Origin of the sequence: Streptococcus oralis, from assembly GCF_001578705.1 — a bacterium.
Taxonomy (GTDB): Bacteria; Bacillota; Bacilli; order Lactobacillales; family Streptococcaceae; genus Streptococcus; species Streptococcus oralis_J.
Genome location: NZ_KQ969037.1, coordinates 361,442 through 380,121, shown reverse-complemented (window position 1 = coordinate 380,121; position 18,680 = coordinate 361,442). Strand labels below are relative to the sequence as shown.

The following is an 18,680-nucleotide window of genomic DNA, read 5'->3' as shown; positions in this document are numbered from 1 at the left end:
AAGCCCTTCGGATAAAATCCGAGGGGCTTTTAACGTTGTTAAATCAACGGCCGAACTTTTGAATTTCAAGGTTCGGGATAAAATAGTTCACTGAACTATTTTATTTTTTAAGGTTGTAGAATGATTTCAATCCACGGTATTCAGCTACTTCACCAAGTTGGTCTTCGATACGAAGCAATTGGTTGTATTTAGCGATACGGTCTGTACGTGAAAGTGAACCAGTCTTGATTTGTCCTGCGTTAGTTGCAACTGCGATGTCAGCGATTGTTGAATCTTCAGTTTCACCTGAACGGTGTGATACAACGGCAGTGTAACCAGCTTCTTTCGCCATTTCGATAGCGTCGAATGTTTCAGTAAGAGTACCGATTTGGTTAACTTTGATAAGGATTGAGTTGGCAGCACCTTCTGCAATACCTTTTTCAAGGTAAGAAGTGTTTGTTACGAAGAAGTCGTCACCAACCAATTGAACTTTACCACCAAGACGTTCAGTAAGAGCTTTCCAACCGTCCCAGTCGTTTTCGTCCATACCATCTTCGATAGTGATGATTGGGTATTTGTTTACCAATTCTTCAAGGTAGTCGATTTGTTCTGCAGCAGTACGTACAGCTGCTCCTTCACCTTCGAATTTAGTGTAGTCGTAAACTTTACGTTCTTTATCGTAGAATTCTGATGATGCACAGTCAAATCCGATAAATACGTCTTTACCAGGAACATATCCAGCAGCTTCGATCGCAGCAAGGATAGTTTCAACACCGTCTTCAGTTCCTTCGAAACGAGGAGCGAATCCACCTTCGTCACCTACGGCAGTTTCCAAACCACGTGATTTAAGGATTTTCTTAAGTGCGTGGAAGATTTCAGCACCCCAACGAAGAGCTTCTTTGAATGATGGTGCACCAGCAGGTACGATCATGAATTCTTGGAAAGCGATTGGAGCGTCAGAGTGAGAACCACCGTTGATGATGTTCATCATTGGAGTTGGAAGAACTTTAGTGTTGAATCCACCAAGGTAGTTGTAAAGTGGGATTTCAAGGTAGTCAGCAGCAGCACGAGCTACAGCGATAGACACACCAAGAATTGCGTTTGCACCCAATTTACCTTTGTTAGGAGTACCGTCAAGTGCGATCATAGCACGGTCGATAGCTTGTTGGTCACGTACATCGTAGCCGATGATTGCTTCAGCGATGATGTTGTTTACGTTGTCAACAGCTTTTTGTGTACCAAGACCACCGTAACGAGATTTGTCACCGTCGCGAAGTTCAACTGCTTCGTGTTCACCAGTAGAAGCTCCTGATGGAACCATACCACGTCCGAAAGCACCTGATTCAGTATAAACTTCTACTTCAAGTGTTGGGTTACCGCGTGAGTCTAGGACTTCGCGAGCGTAAACATCAGTAATAATTGACATTTTTTACTCTCCTTTGAGTTAAATTTTTTACACCTCTATGATACCTTAAAAATAAGCGTTTTTCAAGAAAAAACGTTATCTTTGTGCAAATTTTCCTTAACTTTATAAAGTAATCGCTTTCTTTTGTCTGTTTTCTTGCGATTTTTGTGATATACTGTTTTTATGACAGATTTATCAAAACAACTACTAGAAAAAGCTCATGGTGGGCCGAAATTAAACCCAGGCGAACAACGCCGCTATCTCGGCACTTTCGAGGAAAGAGTTCTTGGCTACGCGGATATCAGTACTGCCAATAGTCCTGAATTAGAACATGGATTTTTCTCTATTTTAGAGGGTTTTCAAGAAAAGGTAGAGGAACTTTTCTTGAAAATCTCACCAAATATCGAGTTTGACAAACAGGTCTTTTACTTAAAACAAGCAAAGGAAAGCAACTGTCAGGCGACTATTGTTTCAGACGATCATATCACCTCTCCTTTTGGTCTTGTCATTCACACGAATAAACCTGTTCAAGTAGAAGAAAAGGACCTTAGACTTGCTTTCTCAAGCCTCTGGGAGGAGAAAAAGGCAGAGGCTCCTAAAAAATCTATCTGGAAAAAATGGTTTGGCTAGTCTTTCCTCAACTTTAATAAACGACCAATATTGGCTGCTGTGTGCTCCAAATAGAGGCTTGCTTTTTTCAGACTATCTTCTAGTGGTTCACTTTTCTCTAAAATAGAAAAGGCTGCCTGTATATTTTCGAATGGTAGGGGAGGCAAATCGTCAGCAAGACTACCGCAAATAGCGATAACAGGAACTCCGTTAGGGGTTCTTTTTGCTACACCGATAGGAGCTTTTCCAGCAAAGCTTTGACAGTCCAGTCTGCCCTCTCCGACAATAACCAAGTCAGCACCTGCAACTTTCTTATCAAAGTCAATCAAATCCAAACAGGTGTCAATCCCAGATACGATACTAGCCTGAGCAAAGGCGCAGAGTCCAGCAGCAATCCCACCTCCAGCTCCTGCTCCTTTCAGAGATAGGGTGGAAGATGAGAATTTTTCATAGAACCGCCACATAGCCAAATCTACTGTCTCAAACAAAGCAGGATCCAAGCCCTTTTGTTTTCCAAATGTATAGGTTGCCCCTTGATGACCACATAAAGGGCTCACGACATCTGCTAAAATGCGAATCTTCACATCTTCGGGAATCCTATACAACTCGCTGTCTGAAACCGACTCGAACTCAAGCAAAGTCTGACCGCAAGCTGGCAATTCCTTTCCATTCTTATCATGAAAACGATAACCTAAGCCAGCAGCAATGCCTATCCCACCGTCATTACTAGCCGTACCACCTACACCGATATAGATTTCTTTCATCCCTTGATCAATGAGATGGCGAATCAACTCTCCGATACCGCGAGTTTGGATGTGGAGAGGATTTCGTTTCTCATGAGGGATCTTTCCTAACCCAACCAAGTCAGCAACTTCAAAGAGTACCCTTTGATCTTTCTGAAAGTATCGCATTGCTTCTTTATGACCAAAAGGTCCCGTCACTTCTTGCCATTGTTCTTCGAGGTCAAGGGAATGTCGAATGGCATCTACAGTTCCTTCGCCTCCATCCCCAACTGGGCATAGAGAACAAACTACACTAGGAATTGCTTTCTCGAAACCTCTTTTTATAGCTTTGGCGACCTGTTCTGCAGCCAAACTTTCTTTAAAAGAATCAGGTGCAATAACAATTTTCATATTTCCCTCTCATTCTAAGAAATCAATCAAAGGAAGAACTTCTAAGAAATCCCTTTGATCTACATGACAAGCTATCTCTGCTTTTACGACTTCTTTGGCACAAAAGGCTATACCGTGACCTGCTGACTCTAACATCAAAAGGTCATTGGCACCATCACCGATGGCAATCGTTCTTTCTTTGGGTAGTTTTAATTCTTTTCTCCATTTCTCAAGAGTAGCTTGTTTTACTTGGGCTGTCACAATTTCACCAACTAATTTACCTGTTAAAAAAACGTCTTTGACTTCCAACTGGTTGGCAGAGAAATAGGAGATACCGAGGGATTTTGCTAATCTCTCAACTATTGGTGTAAATCCACCAGACACTAGACCGACTAGAATACCATTCTTCTGAAGTATGGAGATAAATTCTTGAGCATTTTGGGAAAGATGAATGGATTTGAAGACAGTATCAAAGACCGAAATCGGAAGACCTTTTAACAAAGCTACCCTCGCTCGTAAACTCCCTTCAAAGTCCAGTTCTCCTTGCATTGCTTGATTGGTAATCTTTGAAATTTCCGCTTCGCAACCTGCTTCTCTTCCCAAAAGGTCAATCACTTCCTCTGCTATTAAGGTACCATCAACATCCATGACACAGAGCCCCATTACTTTAGTCATCACTTCTCCTCTTTTCTAAACAGCCCAAAAATCGTATGAAAGAATCATACGATTTTATCTATTAGTTGACTAAACTATGGTACAAGTCAAGATAAGACTTGCAGGCTGTATCCCATGAGAAATCGCATTCCATAGCTTGTTTTTGTAGATTTCTCCAAACATCTGGCTGGTTCTTATAAACATCCAAGGCTGTTTGGAAACTCCAGTTAAGCCAGTATGGTGTTAAATTGTCAAAGCTAAATCCTGTACCAGTTCCTTCGATTGGATTGAAAGCTTGAACAGTATCACGCAATCCACCCACTTCATGAACCAATGGTAGAGTTCCATATCGCATAGCCATCATTTGAGATAAGCCACATGGTTCAAAACGACTTGGCATGAGGAAGAGATCACAAGCTGCGTAGATTTCTTGAGCGAGCTTGACATCGAAAGTGATATTTGCTGATAGCTTGTCAGGATAGACTTGAGCAAACCATGAGAAAGAATGCTCAAAAGCAGGATCGCCTGTTCCTAAAAGGACTATTTGAACATCCTCTTGTAAGAAACGATGCAAGCTTTCTACAACGACATCAAAACCTTTTTGGCGCGTCAAACGAGAGACAATCCCAACTAGCGGAACATCTGCTCGGACTGGTAGACCAACTCTCTCTTGCAATTTTGCTTTGTTTTGTGCTTTTCCTGACAAGTCATCCTTATCAAAATGATAGTCTAAAAGCGGGTCTGTTTGAGGATTATAAAGATCTGCATCGATACCATTGACAATACCTGAAACCTTACCTGACTCCATCCGAAGAATCTGGTCCAAACCGCAGCCGAACTGACTGGTCATAATCTCGTGCGCATAGCTAGGGGAAACAGTTGTGACACGATCCGCGTAGAGAATACCTGCTTTCATCCAGTTAAGGCAATCATTCCAACGAAGGGTTCCATCAGCATACCGTTCAAATCCTACACCGAACAAATCCCACAACATTCCTTCAGAAAATTGACCTTGGAATTCCAAATTGTGAATGGTTAAAACGGTCTTGATTCCTTGGTAAGCCTGAATCCATCTGTATTTTTCCTTCAAGAGAAAAGGAATCATAGCGGTGTGATAATCATGGGCATGGAGAATATCTGGAATGAAATCAATTCGCTCCATGGCTTCAAGAGCAGCCAGTTGGAAGAAGGCAAAACGTTCACCATCATCGAAATCTCCGTAAACATGACCTCGGAAGAAATACGTTTGATTGTCTACGAAGTAGAAGGTAACACCATTCAAAACGGTCTTCTTAATACCACAGTACTGTCTACGCCAGCCTACACTCACTTCAAAGTGAAGAACATCCTCAATCTGGTCGCCGAACTTAGCTTCTACCATGTCATAGTAAGGTAAGACAACCGCAACTTCGTGCCCTGCCTTTACCAGTGATTTGGGAAGAGCGCCAATGACGTCTCCCAAACCACCTGTTTTTGAAAAGGGCGCACCCTCTGCTGCTACGAATAAAATTTTCATGAATGAATATCCTCTGTAACTTTTTCGCCTTTTTTGACTACAACTGGGTGTTCTGCAGTACCGCGAATAACGACACCGTCAGCAACTTCAACCCCTTTGTCCAAGATTGCATACTCAACTTGGGCACCTTGACCAATCACAACACGTGGGAAGAGAAGGCTGTCTTTAACTAGACTATCCTTATGCACGTGAATATTACGTGATAGGACCGACTGAACTACTTCACCCTCTATGATACTACCAGAGGCGAACTGCGAAGTACTTACCTTAGAGGTGTTTGAGTAGTAAGTTGGTTCTTCATTCTTAACCTTGGTATAAATTTTTTGGTTAGGTGAGAAGAGAGAGTAGAATTTTTGAGACTCCAGCATATCAATATTGGCTTGATAATAGGACTGAACAGAGTGAACATTGGCTAGGTAGCCAGTGTATTCATAAGCAAAAGCACCTTCTTTAGCTGCCAACTCACGTAAAACATAGCGTAATTTTTCTGGGTATTCTTTTTGAACTTCTTCTTCCAAACGCTTAATCAACCACGGAGTATCAACGACGAATATATCTGTAGACATGTTGAAAAGTTCATCTGTTGATTTGGCATCAAAAAGTTTATGAGAAAGAACATGGTCTGTTTCATCCACTTCCAAGATGGCATTAACATCTGAAATATCCTTTTTAGGTAATTTCTTATAAACAACTGTAATCGGACGACCGGCAGTAGTATGTAAATGGAATACTTGATTGAGGTCAATATTCACCACGATATCACAGTTAAGTGCAACCGTCTGATTTGATCCTGAACGTTTCAAATAAGTGAGAAGCTGTTGGTAATATTCTTTCCCAACTGTGCTACTTTCAACACGCGTATTATAAATACCTAGATAGTAGTGACTGAGAAGGGTAGATAAGCCCCACTCACGTCCTGAACGAATGTGGTCAAAGACTGAACTGATATTGTCTTGTTGGAAAATTCCAAAGACACTACGAACACCAGCATTTGCAAGGCTAGAGAGAGGGAAGTCGATCAAACGATATTTTGCTCCAAATGGCAAGCTGGCTACTGGACGATGATCTGTCAAAGTTGACATATCGTGAAAACCAACGGTGTTTCCTAAAATGGCTGAATATTTATCAATCTTCATCTGTTGCTACCCCCACTACTTCATCATATCCTACTACTTGTACTTCGTCTGTTCCATCAATTTCGACACCTTCAGAAATAACAGCACCTTCACCAATGATGGCACGTTTAATTTTTGCACCTTTTCCGATAATGGCACCACTCATGATTACAGAGTCTACTACTTCAGCACCCTCACGTACTTGCGCTTCTGTTGAGAGAATAGAATGCTTAACAGTTCCATCCACGAGACAGCCATCCACAACTAAAGAATCTTCTACATGAGCGTGTTTTCCAATAAAGTTTGGTGGTGAAATCAAGTTCCGTGAGTAGATTTTCCACTGACGATCACGACTATCCAAAGCGTTATTTGGATCAATGTATTCCATATTTGCTTCCCATAGAGACTCGATAGTACCAACGTCTTTCCAGTAGCCTTTGAATTCATAAGCATAAACGCTTTCTCCAGACTCAAGGTAATTTGGAATAACGTTTTTACCAAAGTCTGACATATCTACCTTGTTCTTTTCAGCGGCTACTAGCATATTACGGAGACGTTGCCAATCAAAGATATAAATCCCCATAGAAGCTTTAGTAGACTTAGGTTGAGCAGGTTTTTCTTCGAATTCGACGATACGATTGTTTGCGTCAGTATTCATGATACCAAAACGGCTAGCTTCTTTGAGGGGTACATCCAAGACAGCTACTGTCAAACTGGCATTGTTGTCCTTGTGAGATTGGAGCATGTCATCATAGTCCATCTTGTAAATATGGTCTCCAGAGAGGATGAGAACATATTCTGGGTTAACACTATCGATGTAGTCAATGTTTTGGTAGATAGCGTGGCTAGTCCCTTCAAACCAACGGTTTCCTTCACTTGCAGAGTAGGGTTGAAGGATGGAAACACCTGTGTTAATACCATCTAGTCCCCAGCTCGAACCATTTCCGATATGGTTGTTCAAGGCAAGAGGTTGATACTGCGTAATAACACCGACGTTGTGAATCCCAGAGTTAGCACAGTTTGAAAGAGCAAAGTCAATGATACGGTAGCGCCCACCGAATTGCACTGCTGGTTTGGCAATGCTTTGAGTGAGTTTCCCGAGACGTGTTCCTTGCCCACCTGCAAGGATCAAAGCTAGCATTTCATTCTTCATTTTCTACTCCTTTTTGGGTTTTATTTGTGACAGTTTTAGTTGGTTTCAAGCGACGTTTAATCTTCCAGATACTTGCTCCCATAGCTGGCAAGGTAAAGGTCAAGGTCTGCTCATAATCTTTCCATAATCCTTCTTGAGTTTGAACCGTTTGGTTGTATTCTTTCCAGACACCACCCCATTGTTCCAATTCTGTATTCCAAACTTCTTCATAAACTCCTGCGACAGGAAGTCCGATTGTAAAGTCTTTTCGTTCAACAGGCGCCATATTAAAGATACAGACTAGCATTTCACCCTTTTTACTCTTACGAATAAAGGAAAGGACACTCTGATCTCTATTATCCGCATCAATAATTTCGATGCCGTCGTAGCTGGTGTCAATTTCCCAAAGGCAACGATGCTCTTTATAGAATTGATTAAGTTGAGAAGTGAAGTACTTCATCTTAGCATTCATTGGATCTTCCAAGTTAGACCATTCTAGCTGTTCCTCAGACTTCCACTCTAAGAACTGACCATATTCGCTTCCCATGAACAAGAGTTTCTTACCTGGATGACAAATCTGATAAGTGTAGAGATTGCGTAGTCCTGCAAATTGATTGTAGCGATCTCCCCACATCTTGTGCATCATGCTCTTCTTACCATGTACGACTTCATCATGTGAGAATGGTAAGAGGTAGTTTTCATTGAAAACGTACATGAAGCTGAAGGTTACCAAGTTAAAATCATACTTACGATAAATTGGGTCTTCCTCGTAGAAACGGAGAATATCATTCATCCAGCCCATATTCCACTTGTAGTCAAATCCTAGACCGCCCATTTCTTTCATACCAGTAATCTTTGTTGCTGATGAACTTTCTTCTGCAATCATCATCACATCTGGATGCGCTAACTTGATAACAGTGTTCAAACGTTGAAGGAAATAGTAGCCTTCGTAGTTGAGATTGCCACCGTCTTTGTTTGGAGTCCAAGGAGCATTATCATAGTCTAGGTAGAGCATATTGCTGACTGCATCCACTCGAATACCATCTAAATGATAAAATTCAATCCAGAATTTAATGCTAGAAATCAAGAAGGACTGGACTTCATTCTTCCCAAGGTCAAAGTTAAGAGCTCCCCAACCGTAGTTATGGGCCTTATTGTGGTCTTGGTATTCAAAAGTTGGTGTTCCATCGTAATAAGCAAGGGCGTCATCGTTGATGGTAAAATGACCTGGAACCCAATCCACAATTACACCGATATTGTTTAAATGACATTCCTCAACAAAATCTTGGAATTCTTCTGGTCGCCCGTAAGAATGCTCCATAGCAAAGTAACCCATAAGCTGGTAGCCCCAACTCAATCCAAGCGGGTGAGCCATTAAAGGCATAAACTCGATGTGAGTGTAATTCATCTCAACAAGGTATGGAATGAGTTCTTCCTTGAGTTGTGCAAAGCTGTATGGACTACCATCTGGATTTCTCTTCCAAGATCCAGCGTGGGCTTCATAAATATTGACTGGTCTCTCAAAAAAGCCCCAGCGTTTTCTCCTAGCTAGCCAAAGACCATCTTTCCATTTTTTCTCTGGAATATCAGTCAGGATGGCTCCAGTCTCCGGACGAGCCTCAAAACGAACCGCCAATGGATCAATTTTCATAATCTGGTGCCCATTTGCACGCGTGATATGATACTTATAAATCTGTCCTTCATGAGCCAGACTTGTGAAGACTTCCCAAACACCTGCTTCATTACGAACCATGGGAATTTGATGCTCTGTCCAGTTTGTAAAATCACCAACTAAGTGCACAGCCTGAGCGTTAGGTGCCCAAACACGGAAGATAAAACCAATTTCTCCGTCTTTTTCCTCTTTATGTGCTCCTAGATAGTGCTGAAGATGAAAATTTTCTCCAGTAGTGAAGGTTCTCAATGCTTCTTGATTATTCATCCAATCCCCTTTCTTTTTGTAAGCGTTTTCTATAATTCTATTATACTATCTTTTAAAAGAACTTTCAAGCAGTTTACGGAATTTCTTAAAAAATATCTTGAAAATTTTAGAAAATATATTTTAACATTATATAATTTTTCATTTAATTGTTGAAAAAATAAATGATTTACATATATTTGCTTAGTATAATATCAAAACATTCGTTATTTTTCAAATTCTAACTGAATTTTTGAGCAAAAATAAAAATCAGGAAGCTAAATTCCTGATTTTTTAGATTACTTCACATCAAAAACAATGGATTTGACATTTGTCATTGCTTCAATGCTGTATTTAATCCCTTGCACTCCTGCACCAGAACCCTTTACACCAAGGAATGGGAAATTATCTGGTCCACGTTGTGTTTTGTTATTAATATGAACCGTTCCAACTTCAAGTTTTTCAGCAATTTCAAATGCCTTCTTAAAGTCGTTTGTAAAGACAGAGGATTGAAGACCGAACTCAGATTCATTGGCAATTGCTACCGCTTCATTTGCATCGGAAACACGGATAATTGGGAGAACAGGGCCAAACGGTTCCTCCCATGCTAATTTCATATCTCTTGTGACATAATCAAAAAGTCCTGGCCAAATGAGATTGCCCTCACGTTTGATTGGACTGAGCGCTTTGGCACCCTTTTCTTGAGCGTCCTGAATCAATCCCCAGATGAAATCAGCTGAAGCATTGTCAATAACAGGTGTGATATCTGCATTGTCAAATGGGTCACCGACTGTTAGCTTAGCAACTTCAGCTTGGAGCAATTCAGTCAATCTGTCTGCTACGCTTTCCACAACCAAAACACGTTTGATAGCGGTACAACGCTGACCAGAGTAGCTAAAGGCTCCACCGACGATTTGTTTAGCTGCGTGTTCCAAGTCTGCATCTTCGAGAACAATAGCTGCATCTTTCCCACCAAGTTCAAGCATGATAGGACGCATTCCAGCTAAACGACCGATTCGCTCACCAATTGGAGTCGAGCCAGTAAAGTTGATAAAGTTAACTTCTTGGTGTTCAATGATATAGTCACCGATTTCAGAACCACGGCCAGTTATCGTATTAAATACTCCTGCTGGAATACCTGCCTCATCAAAAGCCTTGGCTAATAACAGACCTGAGATAGATCCTTGTGTTGGTGGTTTAAACATGACGACATTTCCTGCAATCAAAGCCGGAGCAATCTTAGATCCAGAAAGGTTAACTGGATAGTTAAATGGCGCGATAGCTAAAACGACACCAACTGGCTCACGACGGACAACGGCTAGTTTGTTTTTACTTGCAGCTTCAAAACCGCCCCTTCCATTGCTTGTCCAGTGATACGGAGACCTTCTTCTGCAGCAAAACGAATCAAATCTGCTGTACGTACTACTTCTCCAATGGCTGCTTTTATCCCTTTAGCAACCTCTTTGGCAAGAATTGTACCAATTTTTTCTTTATCACGTTCCAAAATGTCTGCTGTCTTATGCAAATAGGCTGCACGCTCAACTGATGCTAAATCACGCCATGCTGGGAGAGCTGCACGCGCAGCTTTCATAGCCTCATCTACTTCAGCTTGACTCATAGCCGGTACTGTCCCCAGCTTTTCCTGATTAATGGGTGAATAGATTGTAATTTCCTTTTCAGATGATTTCCAATTTCCATTTACTAAATTCTGATATCTTGCCAATTTTCTTCCTCCTGAAAATTATTAAGACTTATTTTATCAAATTTTCAGAAAATTACAACCCTTTTGTGAAAAAATTGAGATTTTTTTCACAATCTTGATCCTTCAAATTATTTGAAACTTAATTCTACTCTTCATTAAAAATCTCATAAATGACAAAAAGGATTAGATAATCTAACCCTTTTTACTACATTAATTTATGAGAGCACTTTTAAAACTGCGACGCTAATATCATCAATAACATTTTCTTGTTTTGAACGACTGTTGGTAAGGAACATTTCAAGCTTACCTGCATTTTCAAAGTAGAAGGAGGTTCCCTTAGCATTGAATACCACCAATAAGTGCTCTGCTCCACCGTGAATCTCATAAACAATCCACCCGCTATTCTCAGCAGCTGTATGGACAAAGACATGACGGTAAATTTCTTCATATGTTGGATAAGAGAAGGCACTGATTTGCGTTTTTAGGCGGATAATCTGACGAATAAACTCAATGCTGTCTTGGCGTTCATTGATCAGATCCCAGTTGACTTGGTTAACACTGTCCGGAGCATTATAGCTATTCATAGCACGTTCTCGGTCTGCAGGAGTTAGTTCTCCATGTTCACCAGTTGGAATCAACTTAGTTCGTCCAAACTCTTGACCAAGTTCCATAAAGGACATACCTTGCATGAGAAGGTTCATAGCTGTCGCTGTCTCAACCTTGCGCATAATCTGGTCGGAACTCTTATCAGGATGAAGGGTTGCTAGCAAGTCATGAAGATTGTAATTGTCATGAGCTTCAACATAGTTGAGAACTTGGTTTGGACTGAGATAGGATCCCAACTCTCGGCTACCAAGAATAGCCCTGGCGACGATTGGTTCTGTAGCAGCACCACTCACAAATCCTGATTTGATTGCTCCATAAACTTCTCCTCCTTTGATCGCATCACGCTGATTATCGTTAAAGAAACCTATATTTGGCATCTGATAGGCGTTATCCTTCTTAGCCTTATCATAAGGAGCAAGACCTGTTCCCATATCCCAGCCTTCTCCATAAGTGAGAATACGCGGATCGACCTCATCCAGTGCCCAACGAATTGCCTGCATAGTTTTGACATCATGAATGCCCATCAAGTCGAAACGGAAACCGTCAATATTGTATTCTTTCACCCAATAAAGGATGGAATCAATCATATACTTGCGGAACATCTCGTGCTCACTTGCAGTTTCATTTCCTACTCCCGTACCGTTTTGAAAAGTTCCATCACGATTCATACGATAGAAATAATCGGGAACAGTTGTCTGGAATGGAGCGTCAACTGTTGAAAAGGTATGGTTATAAACCACGTCCATAATGACACCGATTCCTGCATCATGATAAGCCTGAATCATGGTCTTGAGGTCTCGAATAACTTGTCCGGGATCATCTGGATTGCTAGAGAAGCTCGTTTCTGGTGCGTTGTAGTTTTGAGGATCATAACCCCAGTTATAGGTTACATTTCCATCTTGATCATATTCCTTATGACGATCAAAGATGGGTTGAAGTTGAACATAGTTGCAACCAAGTTCTTTAATATAGTCAAAGGCGGTTGCTTGACCGTACTGGTTAACTGTTCCAGTCTGAGCAGCACCCAAGAAGGTTCCGCGGAGTTCTTCAGGAACACCAGATGTAGGCGATTTGGTAAAATCTCGAATATGCATTTCACAGATAACTGCTTTACATGGATTCTCCAAACGCCATGGCGCTTCTGTCCCATGTTTGACTTCAAATCTTTCTACTTGTCTGTCTTTGCGAGAAAGAATAACAGAACGTTTCCCGTCAGGACTTGTTGCAGTTGTGTAAGGATCTCTCGTCAAAGTCTGGTGGTGAGGAAATTCAATTTGATACTGATAAGCCTTACCAGCAAGATTTTCATCTAAGTCTAGACTCCACACACCAATGGTATTGTACTTATGACTATATGAATAGCTATTGCCACGCTCTAGATTAAAGGTTTTCCAAATAGGTGCATCGTTACTAGTGTTTTCATAGACAACCACCTGAACAGCTGTAGCTGTTGGAGCCCAAAGTTTAAAACTGGTCTGGGAATCAGATCCTTGGCAGCCCAAGTCTCCTTGATATCCCCAGTGATGATCAAAGCTTGCGCTATGGATGGCTTTATCAAAGGCAAAAGGATTTTGATCTTTATAGTAAGGACTAGCAATAGCTGGGTTTTCAGAATAATAAACAGTCTCGTCGCCCTCTAAAATCCATGCTTCTGTTAGCAAGGGATAGTAGTTAAAACGTACAAGATATTCTTTTAATACACCATCTATCTCGGCTTTGAAGGTGAAACTATCCACCTTTTCCTGACTGGTCACGGTAAAAGAAAACTGAAGACCAAAATAAGTGGTCTCTGAAGTTAAAGAGTTTTTGTTTTCATCTCGGTCTGTGCTAAATGAGCAAGCTGTATAATCTCCATTTTTTCTATGAAAATGGAGAAGAACGGGATAATTGTACATGTTTTTTCCTAATTTCTAATTTCTATTTTAATTTTATTTGATTCTGATGGATTCAGTTGGCATTTAATCACGATGGACAACAGATTTTAACCATGTCAAAACACATCAGGAGAGATAGTTTGAGACTATCTAACACCTAGCTTTCTGCTATTCTTTACAAACTTTCCAACCAAGCTTCATCGCGAACTTCGATACCAAGTTCTTGAGCTTTTTGGAGCTTACTTCCTGCATCGGCTCCTGCTACGACTAGATCTGTTTTCTTGGATACGCTACCTGTTACTTTGGCACCCAGACTTTCGAGTTTACTTTTGGCTTCAGAGCGCGTGAGGTGTTCCAATTTCCCCGTGAGTACAACGGTCAAACCTGATAAAGCCGCATCCGCTACTACTTGCTTTCCTTTGTAATTCAGATTAACTCCAGCTTCTTTCAACTCGTCTAAGAGAATCTTCGATCCTTCTGTAGCAAAATAAGTCTGAAGACTTTGAGCAATCACACTACCCAAACTTTCGATACTTGCCACTTCCTCTGGATCAGCTTGGGCTAGATTTTCAATAGAGTGGAAGTGTTGGAGCAAGAGCTGACTAGCCTTACTTCCGACATGGCGAATTCCCAAACCAAACAAGAGTTTTTCAGCAGAGTTTTCCTTGGATGCTTGAATAGCCTGATACAGTTTAGAGGCAGACTTTTCCTTGACACCTTCTAAAAGGAGGAAGTCTTCTTCTTTCAAACGGTAAATATCTGCCACATCCTTAACAAGATTGGCAGCAAAGAGTTTCTCAACTATGGAAGGACCAAGTCCGGTGATATTCATGGCATCACGAGAGGCAAAGTGAATCAAACCTTCCATAATTTGAGCAGGACAGCGAGGATTGATACAACGAAGAGCCACTTCATCTTCAAAGTGAAGCAACTGGCTATCACAACTTGGACAATTAGTCGGAATATCTAGTTTTTCTTCAGAAACACGCTTGGACTCTACTACACGCAAAACAGCAGGGATGATATCTCCAGCCTTATAAACGATAACCGTATCGTCTTTTCGGATATCCTTTTCAGCGATATAATCTACGTTGTGAAGAGTTGCACGGCTAACAGTTGTCCCAGCAAGCTGAACAGGTGTTAGATTGGCAGTCGGAGTCACAACACCTGTACGACCTACTGTCCAGTCAACTGAAAGGAGCTGAGCTTCTTTTTCTTCAGCAGGGAATTTATAGGCGACTGCCCACTTGGGCGCTTTAACGGTAAAACCAAGTTCCTCTTGACCTGCTAGGTCGTTGACCTTGATTACTACCCCATCGATATCATAAGGCAGTTTCTCTCGTTCTTGTCCTACTTCTTGGATAAAATCCCATATCTCATCTATACTTTCAGCTAGAATACGTTTAGGATTAACTACAAAGCCAAGCTGTTCAAGATGCTTCAAGACCTTTTCTTGGCTGTCTCTGGTAGAGGGGCTAGCTTCTTGATAGAGGAACGTGGCAAGATTGCGTTTGGCCACTACCGCCGTATCCAACTGACGCAAGGTGCCTGCTGCCGCGTTACGAGGATTGGCAAATTCAGGCTCCCCATTTTCTTGGCGAGCTTGGTTAACCTGATCAAATGAAGTGCGTGGCATATAACACTCTCCACGAACGGTAATATCAAGTTCTTCTGGCAAGGTCAAAGGAATGTCCTTGACACGCTTGAGGTTTTCTGTGATATTTTCACCAACAGAACCATCCCCACGTGTGGCACCGACAACCAAAATCCCCTTTTCATACGTAAGCGAGATGGACAAACCATCTATTTTCAACTCACAGATATAGGTGGGATGGGGTAATTCTTTGCGAACACGCGCATCAAAAGCTTCTAACTCTTCACGTGAAAAAGCATCCTGCAAACTATAAAGAGGATACTGATGACTGTATTTTTCAAAACCATCTAAAACCTTACCACCAACGCGATGGGTCGGACTATCTGCTAAAACTTGATCTGGATAGGCAGCTTCCAACTCAACTAACTCTCGGTAGAGGCGATCATACTCGCTATCTGACACCGAGGGATTGTCACTCGTATAGTACTCGGTCGCATAGCGATTGAGCAAGGCAACTAACTCATTCATTCTTTCATTCATAAAACCATTTTACCACAAATCAAGCCCTCCTCACAATAGAGAAGGACTGAAAAATGGTTAGTATTGAAATATTTTCTAAAAAATAGAAATTATGACTCTTTTTCGAAACGACTTCGTACGTAAACAAGGGATAGACAAGACAGGATAACGACCCCGCTTCCAATTATCAGGAAAGAAGAGAGATGTACACTTGGCAGCACTGTCATAAGGCCTTTTGCAATTGGCATAAAGAGAATGGCTAAAGTAAAAATGGTGCTTAGCACCCTCCCCAAGTATTCCCCCTCAACCTTGGTTTGCACCTGAGTAAAAAAGTGAATATTAAAAATCGTCATAAACAGTTCACAAACTAAATTTCCAGAAAAGGAAAGAAAAGTTGGCAGTGGTAATCCCATCATAAAAACTCCAACTCCAGTCAAAGCCAATAGAATCAAAAGATTATAAACACTTGCCTTTATTTTACTAGCTAGGAGAGCTCCCACAATGGAACCAATAGCGCCCATAGTTAAAATAGTTGCATAAGCTCCTTCTACCCCGTAAAGCCGATTTGAAAAAGGGAGGAGAAACTCAAAAGCTGCAAAAAAGAAATTAACACTGGAAGCTACTAACAAAAGGAAAAAAATCTCTTGCTGGCGCCAGATATAGCCAAGTCCTTCTTTCATATCAGCAAAAATATTTTTCCAGCTGAAAGTCTTTTTCTCTTGTTCCTGAGTCTCTTTTTTGGGAAGGAAAGCTACTAATGTAAATGCGATGAAAAAACTAATGGCATCTAAAACAAGCGTCATATGGAGACTGGCAAATTGTAAAACGAGGAAAGAAAGTACAGGGGAGCTAACACCTACAACCTGCAAAACGAGCTCTAAGCGAGCATTATATGTCACAATCTCGTCTTTTTCTACAACCTCAGTTATAATGGCTTTATTGGCTGTACGAGAAAATGCAAAGGCAACCGCCTGAACAATATTGGCAAAAATCAAGGCAGCAATCATCAAGCTATCATTTCTGATGAAAGAAATAGCTAAACAGAGAATACCGCAAATCAAGTCTGTCGTCATCAAAATTTTGCGACGCGAAAAGCGGTCTGAAATCACTCCGCCAAAGGGATTGACTAGAATCGATGTAACCAACTCAGAAATTTGATAAATCCCAAGAACAGTCTGTCCTATCGTCCCCATTGATGCTAACCAAACACTATTTCCATAATCATAGAGCATATTTCCTATTTTATTAATAGCCCCACGACTAATCAACTGGATTGCATGTCGATTCATATAAAAAGCTCCTCTCAAATTTTGAAACTATTGTATCAAAACTGAAAGGAGTCTCTTTATTTTTCCCTTATTTGGGAAATTTAAGGATTTACAAATTTTTCATAATGTTCCTGATAGTAAGCCACTTGCTCTGGAAGTCCAAGCACATCAAAAATATGCATGGCTTCCTGCATCTGACTACAACCTTCTTCTTTCAAATCTCTCTGGTAGAGGGAGAAACCTTTGAGATAATGGAAGATATTGCGCTCATAAAGCTTGATACCATTTCCAATCAACTTCTCCACATAGCCCTCAAAATAGTCCGCATCCGTAAAGGAACGGTTTTCCAAACAATGCTGGTAACAGTTAAGAGCTAAAATCAAAACAAGTTTTCGATGCCGACCAATTTCTTTGTAGTAGTCTTCTCGCTCCATGACTTCTCTGCCAATCCGAGCCACATAGTCCACATTGTAGAAAGTATAGAGATTTCCGAAAAGAATCAACTCATACATGGTCCATTCCTCTGTTTGAAAAAGATAATCTGCTACTTTTTCCAAATCACTCTGACTCATCGTGTAATGAGCATCTCTTTGACAAATCAGACCCTGTAACAAAATCCAATTCAGCTCAAAATAGAGGGGATTGGTCGAACTCTTCGCTTTCTTGAGCTGTTCCTTTTGAAGCTTTTGAAAACCTGCAATATCATTTGAGTAGTAAAGCGGAATAATCTGTGCCATTAAGGCAACATGTTCATGATTTTGAAAATTCCTAGCCTTGTCCATGAAATTTTCAATAGTCACATGAATATTATCCAAAATCTCAAAGAAACGGGAAACTGCTAGATCAGATTCCCCAAGCTCGAAGCGAGATAATTGAGAGGTTGAACACGATTCACCTGCCGCCTCTTTTAAGGAGTACTTCCCGCTTGTTCGAAATTCACGAAATACCTTTCCAAGATGTTCCATCTCTTACACCCTTTTTAACAAAATAAACACTCAAAATTAATGAATTAACGATAAGATATTTGCGACTTAGTTACTTCAATATTTCGATCAACGAATTTTATATAGGGAGCAACAAAATCAATATCATCACATTTAGGACCAAGTTTAATTTTTGAATATTTTAGTTCTTTGTCAATATAAGCATATAGACCAGGAATCACACTGTTAGAACTTTCGCTAGAAAAAATAACATCTTCCTCTCCTTCATAAGATTTAATAATTCTATATTCATTTTCATAACTATAATCTACATCTTTAAATAAATAACGGATATCATCAATTAGGTTTAATGCTGATAAAAAGATAGCTTCTTTTTCTTTATCATCGCTATAATTTTTAATTTCGTTAAATGCTGATTTTATTGAATTTATTTCTTCATTTAATAATGCATCTTTTGCAGGATTATAACAAACTTTATAAATTTCTATTCCTTCTTCCATTAAGCTTTTAATGTACTCAGAATGATATGTTAGATTAATCCCTTTTGCATCATCACCATACTGCTTCCACATTGGAAGACTATCATCTAGATTTGATTCACTTCCAGTTTGTGTCATAGAAGCAAAGAAGAACGGTGATGTATCATAATCAGTTTTAGGTAACTCATTTTTTTCAATACCTATAAGCTTAAAAAGTGTATATCCTTCGTTTGGATCATTCATCTGTCGCGCATTGC

The 18,680-nt window shown here is 40.5% G+C and carries 13 protein-coding genes and 1 pseudogene; 1 reads left to right on the top strand and 13 read right to left on the bottom strand.

The features are described 5' to 3' along the window. Positions 1-100 precede the first annotated feature (100 nt). Positions 101-1,405, bottom strand: a complete 1,305-nt coding sequence (gene eno, locus SORDD05_RS01845) for a surface-displayed alpha-enolase (RefSeq protein ID WP_061416836.1) — start codon at positions 1,403-1,405, stop codon at positions 101-103. 162 nt (positions 1,406-1,567) lie between these two features. On the opposite strand from eno, the gene SORDD05_RS01840 reads away from it, so the two are divergent. Beyond that, positions 1,568-2,014 (top strand): DUF1694 domain-containing protein, encoded by a 447-nt coding sequence (locus SORDD05_RS01840; RefSeq protein WP_061416835.1) that lies wholly within the window; start codon positions 1,568-1,570, stop codon positions 2,012-2,014. On the opposite strand, the gene SORDD05_RS01835 is transcribed toward SORDD05_RS01840, so the two are convergent. The 12 genes and pseudogenes from SORDD05_RS01835 to SORDD05_RS01780 form a co-directional block, all read right to left on the bottom strand. Then, on the bottom strand, positions 2,011-3,126 hold the full coding sequence (locus tag SORDD05_RS01835; protein ID WP_061416834.1) for a glycerate kinase: 1,116 nt from the start codon (positions 3,124-3,126) through the stop codon (positions 2,011-2,013). The two genes, SORDD05_RS01840 and SORDD05_RS01835, sit on opposite strands and share 4 nt — an antisense overlap. Before the next feature lie 9 nt (positions 3,127-3,135). Then, positions 3,136-3,780, bottom strand: a complete 645-nt coding sequence (gene serB / locus SORDD05_RS01830) for a phosphoserine phosphatase SerB (RefSeq protein ID WP_061416833.1) — start codon at positions 3,778-3,780, stop codon at positions 3,136-3,138. 61 nt (positions 3,781-3,841) lie between these two features. After that, the gene (gene glgA / locus SORDD05_RS01825) at positions 3,842-5,275 is read right to left on the bottom strand and encodes a glycogen synthase GlgA (RefSeq protein ID WP_061416832.1); all 1,434 of its coding nucleotides are present in this window, start codon (positions 5,273-5,275) and stop codon (positions 3,842-3,844) included. Next, complete coding sequence (gene glgD / locus SORDD05_RS01820) at positions 5,272-6,411, bottom strand: glucose-1-phosphate adenylyltransferase subunit GlgD (RefSeq protein WP_061416831.1); 1,140 nt, start codon at positions 6,409-6,411, stop codon at positions 5,272-5,274. Before glgD ends, glgA begins: the two co-directional genes overlap by 4 nt. Beyond that, on the bottom strand, positions 6,401-7,543 hold the full coding sequence (locus SORDD05_RS01815; RefSeq protein ID WP_061416830.1) for a glucose-1-phosphate adenylyltransferase: 1,143 nt from the start codon (positions 7,541-7,543) through the stop codon (positions 6,401-6,403). The genes glgD and SORDD05_RS01815 overlap by 11 nt, the downstream gene beginning before the upstream one ends. Continuing rightward, complete coding sequence (gene glgB / locus SORDD05_RS01810) at positions 7,533-9,461, bottom strand: 1,4-alpha-glucan branching protein GlgB (protein ID WP_061416829.1); 1,929 nt, start codon at positions 9,459-9,461, stop codon at positions 7,533-7,535. Before glgB ends, SORDD05_RS01815 begins: the two co-directional genes overlap by 11 nt. Before the next feature lie 275 nt (positions 9,462-9,736). Further along, a pseudogene (locus SORDD05_RS01805) lies at positions 9,737-11,160 on the bottom strand (NADP-dependent glyceraldehyde-3-phosphate dehydrogenase). 194 nt (positions 11,161-11,354) lie between these two features. Further along, the gene (gene pulA, locus SORDD05_RS01800; RefSeq protein WP_061416828.1) at positions 11,355-13,640 is read right to left on the bottom strand and encodes a type I pullulanase; all 2,286 of its coding nucleotides are present in this window, start codon (positions 13,638-13,640) and stop codon (positions 11,355-11,357) included. 154 nt (positions 13,641-13,794) lie between these two features. Next, positions 13,795-15,753 (bottom strand): NAD-dependent DNA ligase LigA, encoded by a 1,959-nt coding sequence (gene ligA / locus SORDD05_RS01795; RefSeq protein WP_061416827.1) that lies wholly within the window; start codon positions 15,751-15,753, stop codon positions 13,795-13,797. A gap of 89 nt (positions 15,754-15,842) precedes the next feature. After that, entirely contained in the window at positions 15,843-17,021 is a 1,179-nt protein-coding gene (locus SORDD05_RS01790; protein WP_061416826.1) for an MFS transporter, read from the bottom strand. Between the two features lie 80 nt (positions 17,022-17,101). Further along, positions 17,102-17,965, bottom strand: coding sequence for an Rgg family transcriptional regulator (locus SORDD05_RS01785; RefSeq protein ID WP_061416825.1), 864 nt, complete (start codon positions 17,963-17,965; stop codon positions 17,102-17,104). Positions 17,966-18,009: 44 nt separating this feature from the next. Further along, positions 18,010-18,680, bottom strand: a 671-nt coding sequence (locus SORDD05_RS01780) for a DUF2971 domain-containing protein (RefSeq protein ID WP_155718845.1), incomplete at its 5' end; no start/stop codon positions are given.

Excerpts from the sequence above, each read along its gene's own strand:
- eno (WP_061416836.1), bottom strand. The coding sequence starts at position 1,405 with ATGTCAATTATTACTGATGTTTACGCTCGCGAAGTCCTAGACTCACGC.
- SORDD05_RS01840 (WP_061416835.1), top strand. The coding sequence starts at position 1,568 with ATGACAGATTTATCAAAACAACTACTAGAAAAAGCTCATGGTGGGCCG.
- SORDD05_RS01835 (WP_061416834.1), bottom strand. The coding sequence starts at position 3,126 with ATGAAAATTGTTATTGCACCTGATTCTTTTAAAGAAAGTTTGGCTGCA.
- serB (WP_061416833.1), bottom strand. The coding sequence starts at position 3,780 with ATGACTAAAGTAATGGGGCTCTGTGTCATGGATGTTGATGGTACCTTA.
- glgA (WP_061416832.1), bottom strand. The coding sequence starts at position 5,275 with ATGAAAATTTTATTCGTAGCAGCAGAGGGTGCGCCCTTTTCAAAAACA.
- glgD (WP_061416831.1), bottom strand. The coding sequence starts at position 6,411 with ATGAAGATTGATAAATATTCAGCCATTTTAGGAAACACCGTTGGTTTT.
- SORDD05_RS01815 (WP_061416830.1), bottom strand. The coding sequence starts at position 7,543 with ATGAAGAATGAAATGCTAGCTTTGATCCTTGCAGGTGGGCAAGGAACA.
- glgB (WP_061416829.1), bottom strand. The coding sequence starts at position 9,461 with ATGAATAATCAAGAAGCATTGAGAACCTTCACTACTGGAGAAAATTTT.
- pulA (WP_061416828.1), bottom strand. The coding sequence starts at position 13,640 with ATGTACAATTATCCCGTTCTTCTCCATTTTCATAGAAAAAATGGAGAT.
- ligA (WP_061416827.1), bottom strand. The coding sequence starts at position 15,753 with ATGAATGAAAGAATGAATGAGTTAGTTGCCTTGCTCAATCGCTATGCG.
- SORDD05_RS01790 (WP_061416826.1), bottom strand. The coding sequence starts at position 17,021 with ATGAATCGACATGCAATCCAGTTGATTAGTCGTGGGGCTATTAATAAA.
- SORDD05_RS01785 (WP_061416825.1), bottom strand. The coding sequence starts at position 17,965 with ATGGAACATCTTGGAAAGGTATTTCGTGAATTTCGAACAAGCGGGAAG.